The organism is Bacillus sp. TH22 (assembly GCF_016651015.1).
Classification (GTDB): domain Bacteria; phylum Bacillota; class Bacilli; order Bacillales; family Bacillaceae_G; genus Bacillus_A; species Bacillus_A mycoides.
The window spans coordinates 2703838-2720502 of record NZ_JAEKER010000001.1 but is presented as its reverse complement, the minus strand read 5'-3'; the positions used below and the strand labels follow the sequence as shown (position 1 = coordinate 2720502).

Here is a 16665-nt window from a genome sequence, read left to right as displayed (position 1 = left end):
ATAGCCTTTTATTTTTATTAAAACGCCCAGTTACCTTTACGGAAGATCGGCTCATGTCTTCCATCAGCTGTAATGCCGTCGATATCAAGCTCAGCTGATCCAATCATGAAGTCTTCGTGTGTAATACTAGCGTTTGCGCCATTTTCAGCAAGTTCTTCTTTAGACATTGTTTTTCCGCCAACTAAGTTAAATGCATAAGCATTTCCGATTGCAAGGTGGCAAGATGCATTTTCATCAAATAGCGTATTGTAGAATAAAATATTTGTGTTTGAAATTGGTGAATCATGAGGTACTAAAGCTACTTCGCCTAAGAAGTGAGAACCTTCATCTGTTTCTACTAAATGTTTTAAAGCCTCTTCACCAGATTCAGCTTTATAGTCTACGATACGTCCGTTTTCGAATGTTAATGTAAAGTTATCGATAATATTACCTGCAAATGCTAACGGTTTTGTGCTAGATACTTGGCCGTTCACACCTGTTTTAAGAGGCATTGTAAATACCTCTTCAGTTGGAATGTTAGCCATAAATGCTACGTTCTTTTCATTTAAGCTACCAGCACCAGCCCATACATGTTTCTCTGGAAGTTCGATTGTTAAGTCTGTTCCAGGGCCTGTATAGTGAAGAGCTTTATAATGTTTTTCGTTTAAGTAATCTACTTTTGTATGTAGTGTTTCATCATGTTCTTTCCATGCTTCCACAGGATTTTCTAAATCAGCACGAGTAGCTTTGAAGATAGCATCCCATAGTTTTGTTTCTTGTTCTTCTGGCGCTACGTCAGGGAATACTTTTGCAGCCCATTCTTTCGTAGGAACAGAAATTACGCACCAGCTTACTTTATCTGCTTGTACATAATCACGGTATACTTTCATCGCTTCTCCAGCTACTTTATGAGCTGTTGCAATTTTCTTTGGTTCTACACCTTTTAATAGATCAGGATTCTCTGCATAGATGGACATAAATGCAGCGCCTTCTTTTGCTAATTCTTCACGAGCATGTGCTTTCCAAGAAGGGAATTCAGAGAAAGCTTCTTCAGGAGCTAGATCGAACTTTAAGCGTGTTAACGTCTCATCATTCCAATCAACATATACGTGTTTTGCACCAGATTTATATGCTTTTTCTGTAACGAGGCGTACAAACTGTACAGCCTCAAGAGGTGCACTGATTGATAAAGTTTGTCCGGGTTGAATATTAACACCAACATTGACTGCAAGGGCAGCATATTTCTCTAACGTTTGTTCAAATGACATATGTATAATCTCCTTTATTTTGAAAGATTTCTTACTATATATAATACAAGAAAATTCTAAAAATATATATAAATATAAAGTAAAAAGAGAGCTCAAAATGTATTGAGCGCTCATATTTACTTAATTGAAGAGGCAAACTGTTCAACTGTAGTTGTATGGTGTATACGAACGCGTTTCATCTTTAACAATTCATCCGGTTCACCTTTCGTAATGAACTGTCCAGGCTTTGTTGTCGTTGCAAATTGATAGTGTTTCTTTGTTTCTGCGACAACTTTATCATCTACATGACCGAATGGATAAGCAATTGCGATAACAGGCTTACCTGTTATTTTCTCTAGCTTTTCTTTTGATCCTTTTAACTCTTCATCATAGTTTGTAATTTTCGGCAAGTCTGCGTGTGTTGCTGTGTGAGATTGTACAGAAAAAATACCTGAATCAACCATTTCTTTTATTTCAGATGTAGAAAGAGCTCCTTCTACATCAACGTTATCAACAATCATATATTCTGTTGCCGCTGGTTTAAATGTATCGTCTTTTAGTTTTTGTAAAACATGAAATGCATTCATATTATTTTTCATACCGTCATCAAATGTAACGAAAATCGGCTTGTTTACTTTATTTATATCGCCCCAGCGTTCAAACGTTAACAAAGTATAACCATTTTCTTTTAAATACTTCATTTGTGCTTCAAAGTTAGCAGGCGATACGAATAAATCTTTAATACCTTGTCCATGATAATCATCAATTGCGTGGTACATAAGAACAGGAACTTTTTGCTCGAAAGTAATAGTAGATTTCGTAAGTGGAATAGCTTTTCCACCCTCTGTTGTTCCTGTAGCTTCAATTTGGTATTCACCGCGTTTTCCTTCAAATTCTTTTATATCAAAGGGAAGTGTAAATTGTTGATCTTTCTCTTTAGAAGAAAAAGATTTAGCACTTTCCTTTCCATCAGCAGTACGCCAAATTTTATATTGTACTTCGGTTAAAGAATCTTTTATGTCTGTAATATGAATATTTGCGTTTGTAGATTCGTGCGTAATTGGATTATAAGAAATTTTACCTTGTTCCCGCACCGTCTCTTCTTGTTTCTTAACCTCTTGAACCTTTTTTTCTTTTTTAGGCTCTACATTGCTAGTATTACATCCTGCTAGAATGGCAGACGTACATAAAGCAATCGCTGCGTATTTTCTCATAAAATCACCTTCTATTGTGTATTATGTTGCATACTTACATTAAAATCCCCACCGCTATAAGAGAGGTGGGGATATACCCTTGTTCATCATATCATTTTTAGGTGAATGGTAGGTTAGTGACTTTGAATAGAGGTATTCTTGCGTTTCTTATTTGATTTGATAATGATATAACCTACTACAAAAATAAGAGGGATAATGAATACATAGATTGGCATTCCCCATACATAATAGCTTTTCATGCTTAAAACTAGTAAGTGTAAGAAGTCGAAAAGGGCGTGAGCTTTCATAATATCCTCCAATATATTTTTTACAAATTATAACATTGTTCATTTGTAATTTGTATATTTTGGTAAATAATTTAAGTTAATTTTAAAGTAAGAGAAAGGTTTATTAATATGCAATTTTGCATATTTAGAGTAGTTTCTATTAAAATATCAGGATCTTGGACTATAATAAGAACCGCTATAAATGTAAGTAAGAATGATGTACGGAGTGGAGAACAGAAATGAAATATAAAAAACTAGTATATATCCTTTTCATATCGCTATTCATAGTCGGTTGTCAAAGTAAAGTGAGTAAAGCGAATAGTGTGGAGGAGTATATTCCATCACGCCTTATGAATGCGGAAGTTACGGCGGATATTATGACGCTAGAATTTCCTTATGGGATAAAAGAGAAATTGGAGAAAATCGGAAATAAGATGAGCGCTAGCATTACAAATAATTTAGATTGGTATTTGAAGTATGCAGAAGAAGAAATTATCCCGAAAAAAACTTTTCCTTATCATCAAAACTTGGGTATTACAAAAGAAGAATATGATTTTATGATGGATGAAATGAATAATGCAGAATATATAAATACAAAAGACGGAAAACTCTTTTTTAAAAAGAAAGACCATGAAATTCAAATTCTCTCTGATGAGAATTTGAAACTAATTAAAAATATTCGAATTGATACAGAGAAGAATACAATTAAAACTCCTTTTGGAGAGTGTGAATATGAAGGTGAAATAAAGGCATCGGATGAACAAAAAGCTACTGGGCCATGGAGTGGGAAGATGTGGACCTTAAAAAGCGATGGATTACTTTATCATTTTTCATTAGGAAAGTTAAAAAACATAAACAAATCTATCATTTATATTTCAATAAAAGGTATATATAAAGATAGGATTATCAATACAGAAGAAGCGATCGAATTTCACTCGGTTTCATAAAGAATCAAAAAATCACCTTACTTAAACAAGTAAGGTGATTTTTTATTAAATAAACAATCCAGCGATTGTTGCAGATAAAATAGAAGCAAGTGTTGATGCAAATAGCATTTTCCAACCGAATTTTGATACGATGCTTCCTTGCTTTTCAGAAAGGGCACGGATTGTACCAACGATTGCACCAATTTGGCTAATACTTGCAAAGCTAATTAAGAATACAGTAACGATTCCAACTGTACGTGGATCTAATGTTGCAGCAGCGCCTTTTAAATCAAGGATTGCTACAAACTCGTTTAATACAATCTTCGTACCCATAATACCACCAGCTGGGATAATATCATGAGTTGGGATACCCATTAAGAATGCGAATGGAGCAAGTATATAACCGAAGATTTGTTGTAAAGTAACAGCATATCCCATTGCACCTGAAGCAGCGCTAATTACGTAGTTTACAACTTCCATAACACCGATAAAGGCGATCATTAATGCGGCAACGATACCAGCTACTTTTAAACCATCAAGTGCACCGTTAATCATTGCGCCGATAAAGCTGTCTCCGAATAGAGTTCTATCAAATTTTTGAATCACTTCATCTTCCTTTTTCGTATCAACTGGTGTTAATAACGAACAAACGATTAAGCTTGAGAATAAGTTTAGTGGAAGAGCTGCTAGCACATATTTCGCATCTAACATCATTACGTATGATGCTGTAACAGAAGCAGAAACTGAGCTCATCGCAGAACAACAAATGATAAACATACGGTTTTTATTAAAATGCTGTAAATCGTTTTTAATAACGATTAACGCTTCACTTGAACCGAAGAATACAGAGTTTACTGCGTGGAATGATTCAACGCGTGGTAAACCAGTAATTTTTGAAATTGCACCGCCGACAATACGAACGATGAATGGTAAAACACCTAAATAACTAAAGATAGAAAGTAGTGCTGAGAAAAATACGATAATTAATAATACATTTAAGAAAAAGACAAAATCTCTTTGAATTCCATTAAAGAGAAAATCGACACCTGTCGTACCAAGTTTAATTAGTTTGTTGAAAACTTTACTAATGAAGATGATAATTTGCTGACCAATTTTTGTGCCAAACATAAACCAACCGATTAAAATTTGGAAACCAATCATAATAGCAATTGCACGGAAGTTGATTTTACTTTTGTTGTTTGACAAAGCAAAGCATAAACCTAAAACGACAAGAATACCGATAATGCTCATTACATATTGCATGTAGTTGCCCCTTTCAGAAGTTCGTATAAAGTTTTTACATAAAACGCTCGTTATATTACTAAAAATAAAGTAATGGAAGTTTCATGTCATACGTAAGATGTCTGACCTTTTTGAAAAATAAAAAAAAGACCCTATGGATTCACTTTCATCTATGAGAGAAAGCTAATCAATAGGAGTCTTTTTTATACATAGGCTAATATTCATTAGTTTTCCCCATAGTCCAGCAATTTAAGGTTGCCGGGTAGAAACTCTCGATCCATATTATCGACTATATATGAGGTAACATCGTCCGTATTAAATTAGTAGTAGCGTAACATTACTAGAGAACTATCGTCAATAGCTTTTTTTCTTCCAATAGAAATAGACCATATAAGTATGATAAAATGTAACGCAGTGTTATGAAAAAGAGAGGTCGGAAAATGAGTATAAAAATGACGCCACCAGTTGAAAAAAACGAGTTTATAGACGTAGTGTTTGAAGATTTAACACATGATGGTGCCGGTGTTGCGAAAGTGAAGGGATATCCTATTTTCGTAAAAAACGGATTACCAGGTGAAGAAGCGCAAATTAAAATTATTAAAGTGAAGAAAAACTTCGCGTTCGGTCGTTTAATGAAGCTTCATCAAGAAAGTCCATATCGTAAAGATGCAGAATGCCCCGTGTACAACGAGTGCGGAGGTTGCCAGCTTCAGCACTTAACATATGAAGGACAATTAAAAGCGAAAGAAAAACAAGTACGTGACGTTATGCAGCGCATCGGTGGATTAAGTGATGTTCCTGTTCATCCTGTACTTGGCATGAAAAACCCGTGGGTATACCGCAATAAAGCACAAGTGCCAATTGGAGAACGTGAAGGTGGACTTGTAGCTGGTTTCTATCGTCAAGGAACGCATGACATCATTAATATGGAATCATGCTTAATTCAGGCGGAAGAAAACGATACATTAATTCAAGAAGTAAAACGTATTTGTGAAAAGCACGGTATTTCGGCTTACAATGAAGAGCGTAACAAAGGAACACTTCGCCACGTAATGGCTCGCTACGGACAAGTAACAGGGGAAATTATGCTTGTCTTCATTACACGTACAGCTGAATTGCCAAATAAAGAAGCAATCATTGAAGAAATCGCAGCGAAATTCCCAGAAGTAAAATCAATCGTTCAAAACGTAAACACGAAACGTACAAACGTTATTTTCGGAGACAAAACGACAGTACTGTACGGATCAGAATATATTTATGACTTTATCGGTGACATTAAATTTGCGATTTCAGCACGTTCATTCTATCAAGTAAACCCAGAACAAACGAAAGTGCTATACGATAAAACGTTAGAATACGCAAAATTAAATGGTGACGAAACAGTAATCGATGCCTATTGCGGAATCGGATCAATCTCCTTATTCCTAGCGCAAAAAGCGAAAAAAGTGTACGGCGTTGAAATCGTCCCAGAAGCAATCGAAGACGCAAACCGAAACGCAGCACTAAACAACATGACAAACGCTGAATTTGGCGTAGGAGAAGCAGAAGTAGTCATTCCAAAATGGTACAAAGAAGGCGTAATCGCCGACACAATGGTCGTAGACCCACCGCGTAAAGGCTGTGATGAAGCATTACTAAACACAATCATCGACATGAAGCCAAAGCGCGTCGTATACGTATCGTGTAACCCAGCAACATTAGCACGCGACTTAAAAGTGCTAGAAGAAGGCGGATATAAAACACAGGAAGTACAGCCTGTTGATATGTTCCCTCATACTACGCATGTGGAGTGTGTGGCTTGGCTTAAGTTGGTATAATAAAAAAGCAGTTGATATAGAAAAATCTATACCATCTGCTTTTTGGTTTATAAAAATACCATTCAGCAACGATTTTAGTTAAAATGAGTATTGCTGATTTTCACAAAATATAAATGTCCAAATGTACTTTTGCTATTTGGCTTTATATTTTTAAATTGAGAGTTTGAAATTGTATTCATATTGAGAGGATTTGAATTTGAAATGATAGATAATTTTTGGAATGATTTACCACGACCGTTTTTCGTACTTGCACCAATGGAAGATGTGACAGATGTTGTTTTTCGTCACGTAGTAAGTGAAGCTGGTTGCCCAGATGTATTTTTCACAGAGTTTACAAACTCGGATAGCTATTGTCATCCAGAAGGTATGAAAAGTGTACGTGGCCGTTTAATTTTTACAGAAGATGAACAGCCGATAGTCGCGCATATTTGGGGAGATACTCCTGAATATTTCCGCCAAATGAGTATTGGTATGGCAGAGCTAGGATTTAAAGGTATCGATATTAATATGGGCTGCCCTGTACCGAATGTAGCATCAAGAGGAAAAGGTAGTGGCCTTATTCTACGTCCAGACGTTGCGGCAGAACTTATTCAAGCAGCAAAAGCGGGCGGACTACCTGTCAGCGTAAAAACACGACTGGGCTTTAAAGAATTAAGCGAATGGGAAGATTGGCTAACGCACATTTTCAAACAAGATATTGCGAACCTTTCTATTCACTTACGTACAAGAGAAGAAATGAGTCAAGTAGATGCGCACTGGGAACTAATTCCGGAAATTAAAAAATTACGTGACCGTATCGCACCAAATACGCTAATAACAATCAATGGAGACATTCCTGATCGTCAAACTGGAATGGAACTTGCTGAAAAATACGGTATTGATGGCGTTATGATTGGACGAGGTATCTTTAAAAATCCATTTGCTTTTGAAAAAGAGCCAAGAGAACATAGCAGTAAAGAACACCTTGATCTTCTAAGACTACAGCTTGATCTTCAAGATCAATATGCAGAAGTACTACCACGCTCAATCACAGGGCTTCATCGCTTTTTCAAAATTTATGTAAAAGGATTCCCTGGAGCTGCTGAACTAAGAAATCAATTGATGAACACGAAATCAACTGATGAAGTGCGTGCGTTGCTTGATAAGTTTGAGGCGAGTGTTGATAAGGATGGAGATAGTGAAACAGTGTAACTTTTGAAGGTTAGAGGGGATAGGGTGTAGCGATTTTATGAGTGTTTGTTTCATTTTAATTAAGGTGAACCGTATCATAAGTAAGTGAGGTATTCTATGTAAAACAAGGGTAAGAAAAGAATACAGGAGAAAATTGAAAATGGCAGGTTGGTCTTGATTTTCACTGATATTATCATGTTTATTTTATTATGCCTATAACTTGGAGGCTATGTGAATGTTAAGTGATCAGACGAGATATTCTAGGCTCGCGAATATAACAAAAATAATAAATACAAAATTAGAACTACGTGAAGTATTACAGCGTGTAACAATGGCGATATCAGAGGAGATTGTTAGGTGCAACGCTGTTGGAATTTATTTACCCCAGGAAGATGGAACATTTAGAGGGTTTGCAGGGAAACCAGAGACCATAAATGGCGTAACGCTCGATACTCAGGTAATTGATCCTGAAATAGACTTACTGGCAAAAGAAGTTATTGAAACAAAAAAAACCATCTATATCCCTGATACCTCAAAGGATCATCGGCCGGATCCAAGACCAGTTGATGCGTTCAAAATTAAGTCCTTATTAGCCCTGCCTATCTCATTTGGACAAGAGTTATTTGGTCTGGTTTTTTTATTTGATTATGGAGTTCCAATGAACTTAACAAATTCAGAGATTCAAAGTGTTGAAGCTTATGTAAATATGGCTGCGGTCGCAATTCAAAACGCAAATAATTTAACACAAAAGGAAAACCTTATTGCCGAGAAGCAGCTGTTACTAGATGTTACCCGTGATTTATCAATGTGTTCCTCGATACAGGAGAGTTTTGATAAATGTTTTTTTTACTTAGGACAGATTTTAGAGAGTAAAAACATGGCTGCCCACCTTTTAGACCCGCTAGACAAAACAACGATTAAAACAACGAAGTTAAGCAAGGACTGTGATTGGACAGAAGCGGATTGGATGGAGAAAAGCTATGAAGCCAAGATCCAAGAGGTTATTCAAACAAAAAATATAGATAGTAAGGGTCTACTGATGATTCCATTGGTTTCAATGGGAGAAGTATTAGGGGTAATCGTCGTTGGCAAAGAGGGAAAAGCTCACAATTACGATAATTCCCAAATTCAACTGGCAAAATCTATCGTTGATGCCACAGCTCCTACGTTTTCAAACTTGTTATATATGGATCAACTTGAAAGCATGGTGGAAGAGCGAACGAGAGAACTAGCTGCTGCTAATGAAAAAGTTACAAGTGTGATTGAAATTATTACAGATGGATTCTTTACTTTGAATAATAAATGGGAATTCACGTACGTAAATAAGCATCAATATTTTCCACAAAGAAAAACAGCAAAAGATGTATTAGGTAAGAATATATGGGAGGTTTTCCCGAGTAGCGTCGACGCAGTTATGTATAAGGAATTTCATCGTGCAATGTCAGAACGAATTACAGTTCATTTCGAATTTTTTTCTATCTCTGATGAATATTGGCACGAAGTTATTGCATACCCGTATGATGATGGTATTTGTTGTATTTTTAAAAACATAACGGAAAAAAAGCAATATGAGCAGGAATTGAAAAGGTTATCCAACATAGATTTAATAGGACAAATGGCAGCAGGTATCAGCCATGAGATTAGAAATCCAATGACAACAGTAAGAGGATTTTTGCAGTTATTAAAAGAAGAGCGCACCTATGAGAAACATAATAAGTACTTTAATTTAATGATTGAAGAACTTGATCGTGCCAATTCTATTATTACTGAATTTCTCTCAATCGGTAATACAAGGAAATCGGATTTGCAGATGTTAGATTTAAATTCAATTATCCACGATATTATTCCTTTAATAAAGATTGATACGTATAATCAAAATAAATCTATTCAAGTCGATACAAATGACATTCCGGAATTATTTTTAAATCGTAATGAGATACGACAATTATTAATAAACCTATACCGTAATGGCTTAGAAGCGATGAGCACAGGGAAAGTTCTAACCATTAGCACCTACAAGGAATGTCAAAATTGTGTGGTGCTTGCAGTGCGGGATCAAGGAAAAGGTATCAGGCCTGAAGTATTAGAGAAACTGGGTACTCCATTTTACACGACCAAAGATAATGGAACTGGATTGGGATTAGGCGTATGTTATGCTATTGCTACCCGGCATAATGCGAAAATAGAAATTCAAACAGGCTCGGAAGGCACTACCTTTTTTGTTAAATTTAATTATGAAAATAATGAGCAATAACCTCATTTAGATTAGTTACGGTGAACCGTACCACAAATAAAAAGGAAAACCTAAGTAAACACAATCAATATATTTCACCTGAATTTTGCGTAACATTCATGTTTGAGTTGCCCACTAAATTAGAGTTGCATAAAAAGAAATGGACTAACCTATATCAGGTTAGTCCATTTTTAAGTGTGTTAATTAATAGTAAATCCCCATCCGTAATTTTGCGTGATTATCCCATCCTTTTTTGCTGTTTTAAAATCATCCCCAAAAGCATTAATCCACCTAAGACTACAAAACCTACCTCTAAAATGTTAAAGTAGTAACTTAACGATATTAATTTATACATGCTAAAAGCATTACTATAATCAACATTTCAGGAGGAAATACAATGGCAATGAGCAACAACGATATATTAAAAAGAGTAAGGTACGCTTTAGATATAAGAGATATAGATATGGTAGAAATCTTTGAACTTGGCGGGATGGAAGTAACGAAAGAGGACGTACTTGATATGCTTACAAAAGTAAAGAGAAGTCCACAACATGAAGCGGAAGATGATGATGTAATCGAAGATGAGTACGTATTAACATGCAACATGATGATGCTAGAGGCATTTTTAAATGGATTTATTACTTTAAAAAGAGGGAAGCAAGATCCGAAACCAGGGCAACCGGCACCTGTACAGAGCAAGGAGAGTGCCAATAACCTTCTTTTAAAGAAAATGAAAATAGCACTATCTTTAACGAGTGAAGATGTGCTTGATATATTAGACAGCGTGGGCGTCATCGTAACAAAAGGAGAGTTAGGCGCTTTATTAAGAAAGAAAGGCCATAAGCATTACAAAGAGTGTGGCGATAGATACGCAAGGAATTTCATTAAGGGATTAGGTGTAAAGTACAGAGGATAATAAGTTCGGTGAAACAGTAAATGATATAATAGATAGAGTAGGGCGTTTGTGTCCTATTCTTTTTTATTTGTAAAATAATACACTAGGTGATGAAATGGTACATACATATTTAGGTGAGACAATTAATTTTCATATAACTTATAAGAAGAAAAAGTCGGTGCGTCTTTTTGTAGATTCGTACGGAAATGTGGAAGTGCAAGCTCCAAAGGGAACGCCTGTTGAATACTTAGTCCAATTGTTAGAGGAGAAATGGGATTGGATTCAGAAAACACGTAAGGAAATGCAGGAGCGAGCGCTTGGTCCACAGGAAAAGGATTATGATCAAGGCGAGGGCTTTCTGTATTTAGGGAATACGTATCCGATACAGATTTCTCAAGATGCAAGTATTGAACAAGACAATGCAGTGTTTGAAGGGGATAAGCTACACATTTATGTGAATGAGCTTAAGGATGAGAAAATCCAGCAGGCTTTAAAACGATTTTACTATAAGCAGTGCAAAGCATTAGTAGAGAAGAGTATTAAAGTACATCAAAGTAACTTTAAAACAAAACCGCGTTCTATTCGTATTACAGATAGTAGTCGTACGTGGGGAACGTGTGATTCAAATTTACAGCTAACATTCAATTGGAAGTTAGCGATGGCACCACAGCGAGTAATTGATTATGTAGTTGTTCATGAAATGTGTCATATGGTTCATCTAAATCATGATCGATCTTTTTGGCGTCTTGTTGGCAAGATAATGCCTGATTATAAGGAAATGGAAAACTGGTTAGCGTTATCTAGTTGGAAGATGACGGTTTAGTTATTACTTTAGATTGTGGAATGAAATAAAGTAGAACCCTAATGAATTAGGGTTCTCTTTGTACATAGATTATCGTCCAAACTTCACAGTGAAAGTATCGTCTATTCTCTCCATCGCATACCCATGATACCCCTCCGAAAGCAACGCCTGCTGTCCACCAGCATCACTCATCAGAACATCTTTAACATTCGTCCAATCTCTTTCTGTGTCCTTACGCAACTCCTTCACAAAAACATACCGCATACTCCCGCCGTACTTCTCCTTCAGCGCAACAATTTCCATCCCTTGTGCAAACTTATCTTTTAAACTAGGGATGTTGAAAGGTGCAACGGTGCAACAAACATAGTCGTACTGGCTGTCTTCTTTTTGTAATTCATCCATGATGACTGTGGCTAATATTTTTTGCATGCCATTTCCTCGGCAGTTTGGATGAACGTTTGAGATTTCTTGATAGATGACGCGGTGTAGCTGACTTTCTGGTAGACCAATATCAAGCCCTAAATGTTCATCGTCGATAGGAGGGACTAGTAGGGCACGAAATGCGATGAGCTCGTTTTGTATAAACGCCCCGATCATCATGCCGTTTCCTTCTAGAATGTATTGAAATTCTTCTAGCGAGAGTGGTTGTAAACGACCTTTATCTTCTAGCGCTTCAACTACAACGTTTTGTAATGATAAAATTTGTTCCATATGTTCTAAAGATAGTAATGTAACGTGAAATGGATCGTTGTTTTGTTTTAATTTTCCTTCGTAAAGAGTCGTCATGTGTTAGTCCTCCTTTAGCGTACAACGTCTTGAAAGACGGTTAATTCTTGTAATGTATTTTCGTTTATTTCAATGCCGAGTCCCGGCTTTTCGTTTAAGCGAATAAATGGTACGTCGTAATGTAAGTTTCCGATGTCTTTCGTGAATTTTAATGGTCCTGTTAGCTCGACGCTAGTAATGATTTTTTTTGAGAAAGCGACATGGAATCCTGCGGAAGAGGCAACAGATGATTCGACCATGGATCCAACTTGGCATTCAATGCCTGCCATTTCAGCTTGATGAGCGAGTTTTACAGCTGGATATATGCCGCCGCATTTCATTAGTTTTATATTCACTTTATCAGCTGCGTCTAATTTAATAATTTGGCGTATTTCACGAGAGCCTTTTAGTCCTTCATCAATCATAAGCGGAAGATCTGTTTTCGAACGAATATGAGCCATTGCATCAATATCGTCTGCGACAACAGGTTGCTCAATCCAATCGATGTTTAAATGACCTAATGAACGAAGTGCCGTTAATGTGTTGGCGCTATTTTTCCATCCTTGGTTTACATCAACACGAATCGCGATATCATTTCCTACACGTTCACGTACAGCTTCAATTCGTTTTACATCTCCTTTTACATTTGTACCGACTTTCATTTTGAAAGATTGGTAACCTTTTAGAATCATAGAGGCAGCTTCTTCAGCCATGTCTTCTGGATCTGCAATACTTAAGACGTGAGTGACAGGAAACTCTTCATGATAGCGTCCGCCAATTAATTGATATACAGGTTGATTTAATTTTTTGCCCATTATATCAAAACAAGCGATATCAATCGCAGCTTTCGCTGTAGGAACACTGTAAATCGTATTGTCCATCATATCGTGTATTTTCTCAATATTCATTGGATTTTTCCCAATTAGAGCAGGAGCTAGTGTATGTTTTAAAACATGGAAAGTACTTTCCCATGATTCACCTGTAACGTGATCATCAGCAACGCCCTCACCGTAACCGATAATGCCTTCATCTGTTTCCATTTTGACGATAATAGAAGGCATATCAGAATAAGAACCATAACTAATAACAAACGGATCGCGAAGTGGTAAACGAATTGCGTAAAGGTGAATAGCTGTAATTTTCATTGAATAAAGACCCCTTCCTGTTTACAATGGTTTTGTACATTTGATATAGTTGACGTTAAATAGTCGTTAATTAATGATAAGGAGTTAGAGAAAATGATGATAAAAATTGCAGTTGTCGGTTCAAAAGAGTTTATGGAGAATCTTTTACCTATTGCTCATAAACTAGAAGAAATAGAGGTTGATCCATATATTTACCTTCATCCGGCAGAATCTTCTGAACTATTAAAGCGTTTAAAACCTTGTGATGCTATCTTTTTCTCGGGTGCCCTACCTTATTATATGGCAAAAGAAATAAGAGAACAATTACCAATTCCAAGTGTATATTTGCAGCAAGACGAGACAACTGTCGCATCTTCACTCCTTTCTATAATATACCATCAAAGTATTCAACCTCATAAAATTTCAATTGATTTAGTAGATCGTTCGTTTATTACAAATGTGTTCCATGACATCGGTCTAAAAGAAACGCCGCAAGTGATGGATTATGAAAATATGTTATGGAGTAATGATGAAATTAAGAGAATCATTGATTTTCATTTAGCTAAATATCAATCTGGAGAGGTTGATTTAGCTTTAACTAGTATTCACGCTGTCTACGATGAACTTCAAAAAATAGGGATTCCTTCAGAGCGTATGATAGATCCAACGCAATCAATTATACATGGGTTAAAAGATGCAAAAATAAAAGCTGAGTTAGCAAAAAGCCATTCAGCTACTGTTGGTGCTTGTATTATATCCTTTATAGAGTTACAAGAAAGCTCGCTTGAACAATTAAGTGTAATTTCAAAAGAATTACGTGGTTCATTTAAACAAGTTGATGAAATGACTTTTATTTTGTATACAACTCGTGGTGATATTGAATTGAGTATAAAAACAAATACGATAGATCGTTTATTTATGAATATAGAAGGCGCAGTATCTATTGGATTTGGTTACGGAAAAACAGTAAATGAAGCGGAACAAAATGCAAAAATCGCTCGAGGTTTCGCAAAGAATAATCCGATAGAAAGCTGCTTTTATATACTAACAAGTGATAAAGAATTATTTGGTCCGTTCCCGAAAGAACAGAGAGTACAAAGTTTAAAAAACGATAATCCTGAATTAATGAAAATAGCGAAGGAAACGAAGCTTAGTCCTGCAAACTTGTCAAAAATTATTCAGTTTAGTCAATCGCATCCATCATTGAAATTTACAGCGGCGGATCTTTCTGAGTACTTACAAGTGACTCGGCGATCGACGGAAAGGCTGTTAAAGAAATTAGTTGATTACAGATATGCCAATATTTGCGGCGAGGAAATGCCCTATCAACAAGGGCGCCCTCGTGCAATATATGAGCTAAATTTACCGTTGTATTCGTTTCAAAAGTTTTAAGCTTCTAGTTGTGCTTTTTGTTTTTTCAGTAGGTCTGCTTTTTCAATATCAGATAGCTTCGTAATTGTGAAGCCAGTTATACCATAAATGATTGAGATAATAGGTACGATGAAATTCAATATAGCATAAGGAGCATATTCGAATGCACCGACTCCAAGTGTTGCGAGTATAAATACACCACATGTATTCCAAGGTACGAAAACAGAAGTTAATGTTCCACCATCTTCTAATGCTCTGGATAAATTTTTAGAATGTAGTCCTTTTTCTGTGTACGCATTTGCATACATTCTTGAAGGAACAACAATCGAAATATATTGTTCAGAGCAAGTAAGATTCGTTGCAAAGCAAGATGCGATGGTAGAAGCGATAAGTCCTTTTGATGATGTCGCTAATTTTAAAATTTGATTTACAATTGAGCGAAGAATGCCAGTATGTTCTAGTACTCCGCCGAAAGTCATAGCGACAATTGTCATAGAAACTGTATTCATCATAGAGCTTAAGCCACCACGGTTAAATAGTTCATCTACTAACTTGTTTCCAGTGTCTATGACAAATCCACTTTGGAGTGCACCGACAGCTGATGAGACAGAGCCACCTTGAATAAAGACTTGTGATAAGAATCCTAAAATAACACCTACGAGAATAGCTGGTATGGCAGGGACTTTTTTAGCGACCAATACCATAACGACTACGGGTATAATTAATAGGAAAGGCGAAATAACAAAGTTTTGTTGCAATACTTGTAACGTTTGATCGATGCTTTTTGCATCGATATTGTTATCGCCGAAGCTTCTTCCTAAGAAAGCATAGACGATAAGAGTAATAATTAAACCTGGAATTGTAGTAAATAACATATGACGAATATGTGTGAATAAATCTGTATTTGTTAATCCCGCTGCTAAGTTTGTCGTGTCTGAAAGCGGTGACATTTTATCGCCAAAATAAGAACCGGAAATTATAGCGCCAGCAACCATTGGAGCTGGGATTCCCATACTTAGGCCAATTCCCATTCCAGCAACACCGATTGTTCCCATTGTAGACCAAGAGCTACCGATTGCTAATGCAACGATAGAACAAATAATTGTAATTGAAACTAAAAATAGTGATGGAGTTAAAAGTTTTAAGCCGTAATAAATCATAGTAGCGACGATTCCGCCGCCAATCCAAGCACCGATCGTTAAACCTACAAGAATAATGATAACGATAGCGGGTAATGCAAGGCGAATTCCTTTATACATCGATTCTTCAATGTCATTCCATTTGTAACCGTACCGCCAAGCGACGATCGAAGCAACGGTTGTACCGATAATAAGTGGGACGTGAGGGCTTTGTTCTAATACAACAATTGTAACCATCATAACTGCAACTGTAATGATAATAGGGATTATTGCTATGCCAAAAGGTATTTCTCTTTTCATAAACTGCCTCCTCATTATGTATGTTTGTATTTTTAGAATTGTCGCAAAATAGACGTTATTAAGTTATAATAACTAAAAATAGATGTAAGCGTCAATATAAAAACAGAAAATATCGAATCTTCTATTTGTATGGATATCTTTATAAGATGAGTTGAAATCGGGTATTAGCGGTATT

Annotated in this window: 13 protein-coding genes and 1 riboswitch; of the genes, 7 read left to right on the top strand and 6 right to left on the bottom strand. The window is 36.2% G+C overall.

The genetic code is table 11. The features are described from left to right. Nucleotides 1-17: 17 nt before the first annotated feature. On the bottom strand, nt 18-1247 hold the full coding sequence (locus JFU18_RS13730; protein WP_002010058.1) for an aminopeptidase: 1230 nt from the start codon (nt 1245-1247) through the stop codon (nt 18-20). A 116-nt stretch (nt 1248-1363) separates the two neighbouring features. After that, entirely contained in the window at nt 1364-2440 is a 1077-nt protein-coding gene (locus JFU18_RS13725; protein ID WP_201034640.1) for a polysaccharide deacetylase family protein, read from the bottom strand. A gap of 505 nt (nt 2441-2945) precedes the next feature. On the opposite strand from JFU18_RS13725, the gene JFU18_RS13720 reads away from it, so the two are divergent. After that, complete coding sequence (locus JFU18_RS13720; RefSeq protein WP_201034641.1) at nt 2946-3653, top strand: hypothetical protein; 708 nt, start codon at nt 2946-2948, stop codon at nt 3651-3653. Between the two features lie 45 nt (nt 3654-3698). On the opposite strand, the gene JFU18_RS13715 is transcribed toward JFU18_RS13720, so the two are convergent. Next, entirely contained in the window at nt 3699-4895 is a 1197-nt protein-coding gene (locus tag JFU18_RS13715; protein WP_061676135.1) for a NupC/NupG family nucleoside CNT transporter, read from the bottom strand. A gap of 196 nt (nt 4896-5091) precedes the next feature. Continuing rightward, nucleotides 5092-5193, bottom strand: a riboswitch (purine riboswitch). Nucleotides 5194-5314: 121 nt separating this feature from the next. On the opposite strand from JFU18_RS13715, the gene rlmD reads away from it, so the two are divergent. From rlmD to JFU18_RS13690, 5 genes are all read left to right on the top strand, one after another. After that, nucleotides 5315-6691 carry a 23S rRNA (uracil(1939)-C(5))-methyltransferase RlmD gene (rlmD, locus tag JFU18_RS13710; RefSeq protein WP_044444283.1) on the top strand — a complete coding sequence of 459 codons (1377 nt, stop codon included), beginning with the start codon at nt 5315-5317 and terminating at the stop codon, nt 6689-6691. Nucleotides 6692-6892: 201 nt separating this feature from the next. Continuing rightward, nucleotides 6893-7882: a tRNA dihydrouridine synthase gene (locus JFU18_RS13705; RefSeq protein WP_002091313.1), complete on the top strand. Its 990-nt coding sequence runs from the start codon at nt 6893-6895 to the stop codon at nt 7880-7882. A gap of 214 nt (nt 7883-8096) precedes the next feature. Continuing rightward, nucleotides 8097-10115: a GAF domain-containing sensor histidine kinase gene (locus JFU18_RS13700; RefSeq protein ID WP_201034642.1), complete on the top strand. Its 2019-nt coding sequence runs from the start codon at nt 8097-8099 to the stop codon at nt 10113-10115. Between the two features lie 376 nt (nt 10116-10491). Beyond that, nucleotides 10492-11010, top strand: a complete 519-nt coding sequence (locus tag JFU18_RS13695) for a YehS family protein (protein ID WP_002029506.1) — start codon at nt 10492-10494, stop codon at nt 11008-11010. Nucleotides 11011-11104: 94 nt separating this feature from the next. Further along, a complete protein-coding gene (locus JFU18_RS13690) occupies nt 11105-11812 on the top strand; it encodes a M48 family metallopeptidase (protein WP_201034643.1) in 708 nt (235 codons plus the stop codon). Nucleotides 11813-11881: 69 nt separating this feature from the next. Here JFU18_RS13690 and JFU18_RS13685 read toward each other — a convergent pair whose 3' ends face one another. Together JFU18_RS13685 and JFU18_RS13680 are read right to left on the bottom strand one after the other, a co-directional pair. Beyond that, nucleotides 11882-12577, bottom strand: coding sequence for a GNAT family N-acetyltransferase (locus JFU18_RS13685; RefSeq protein WP_201034644.1), 696 nt, complete (start codon nt 12575-12577; stop codon nt 11882-11884). A 14-nt stretch (nt 12578-12591) separates the two neighbouring features. After that, entirely contained in the window at nt 12592-13701 is a 1110-nt protein-coding gene (locus JFU18_RS13680; protein ID WP_201034645.1) for a mandelate racemase/muconate lactonizing enzyme family protein, read from the bottom strand. Between the two features lie 93 nt (nt 13702-13794). On the opposite strand from JFU18_RS13680, the gene JFU18_RS13675 reads away from it, so the two are divergent. Next, the gene (locus JFU18_RS13675; RefSeq protein ID WP_201034646.1) at nt 13795-15072 is read left to right on the top strand and encodes a transcriptional regulator; all 1278 of its coding nucleotides are present in this window, start codon (nt 13795-13797) and stop codon (nt 15070-15072) included. Here JFU18_RS13675 and nhaC read toward each other — a convergent pair. Then, complete coding sequence (gene nhaC / locus JFU18_RS13670; protein WP_002010164.1) at nt 15069-16490, bottom strand: Na+/H+ antiporter NhaC; 1422 nt, start codon at nt 16488-16490, stop codon at nt 15069-15071. The genes JFU18_RS13675 and nhaC overlap by 4 nt on opposite strands. Nucleotides 16491-16665: the final 175 nt, after the last annotated feature.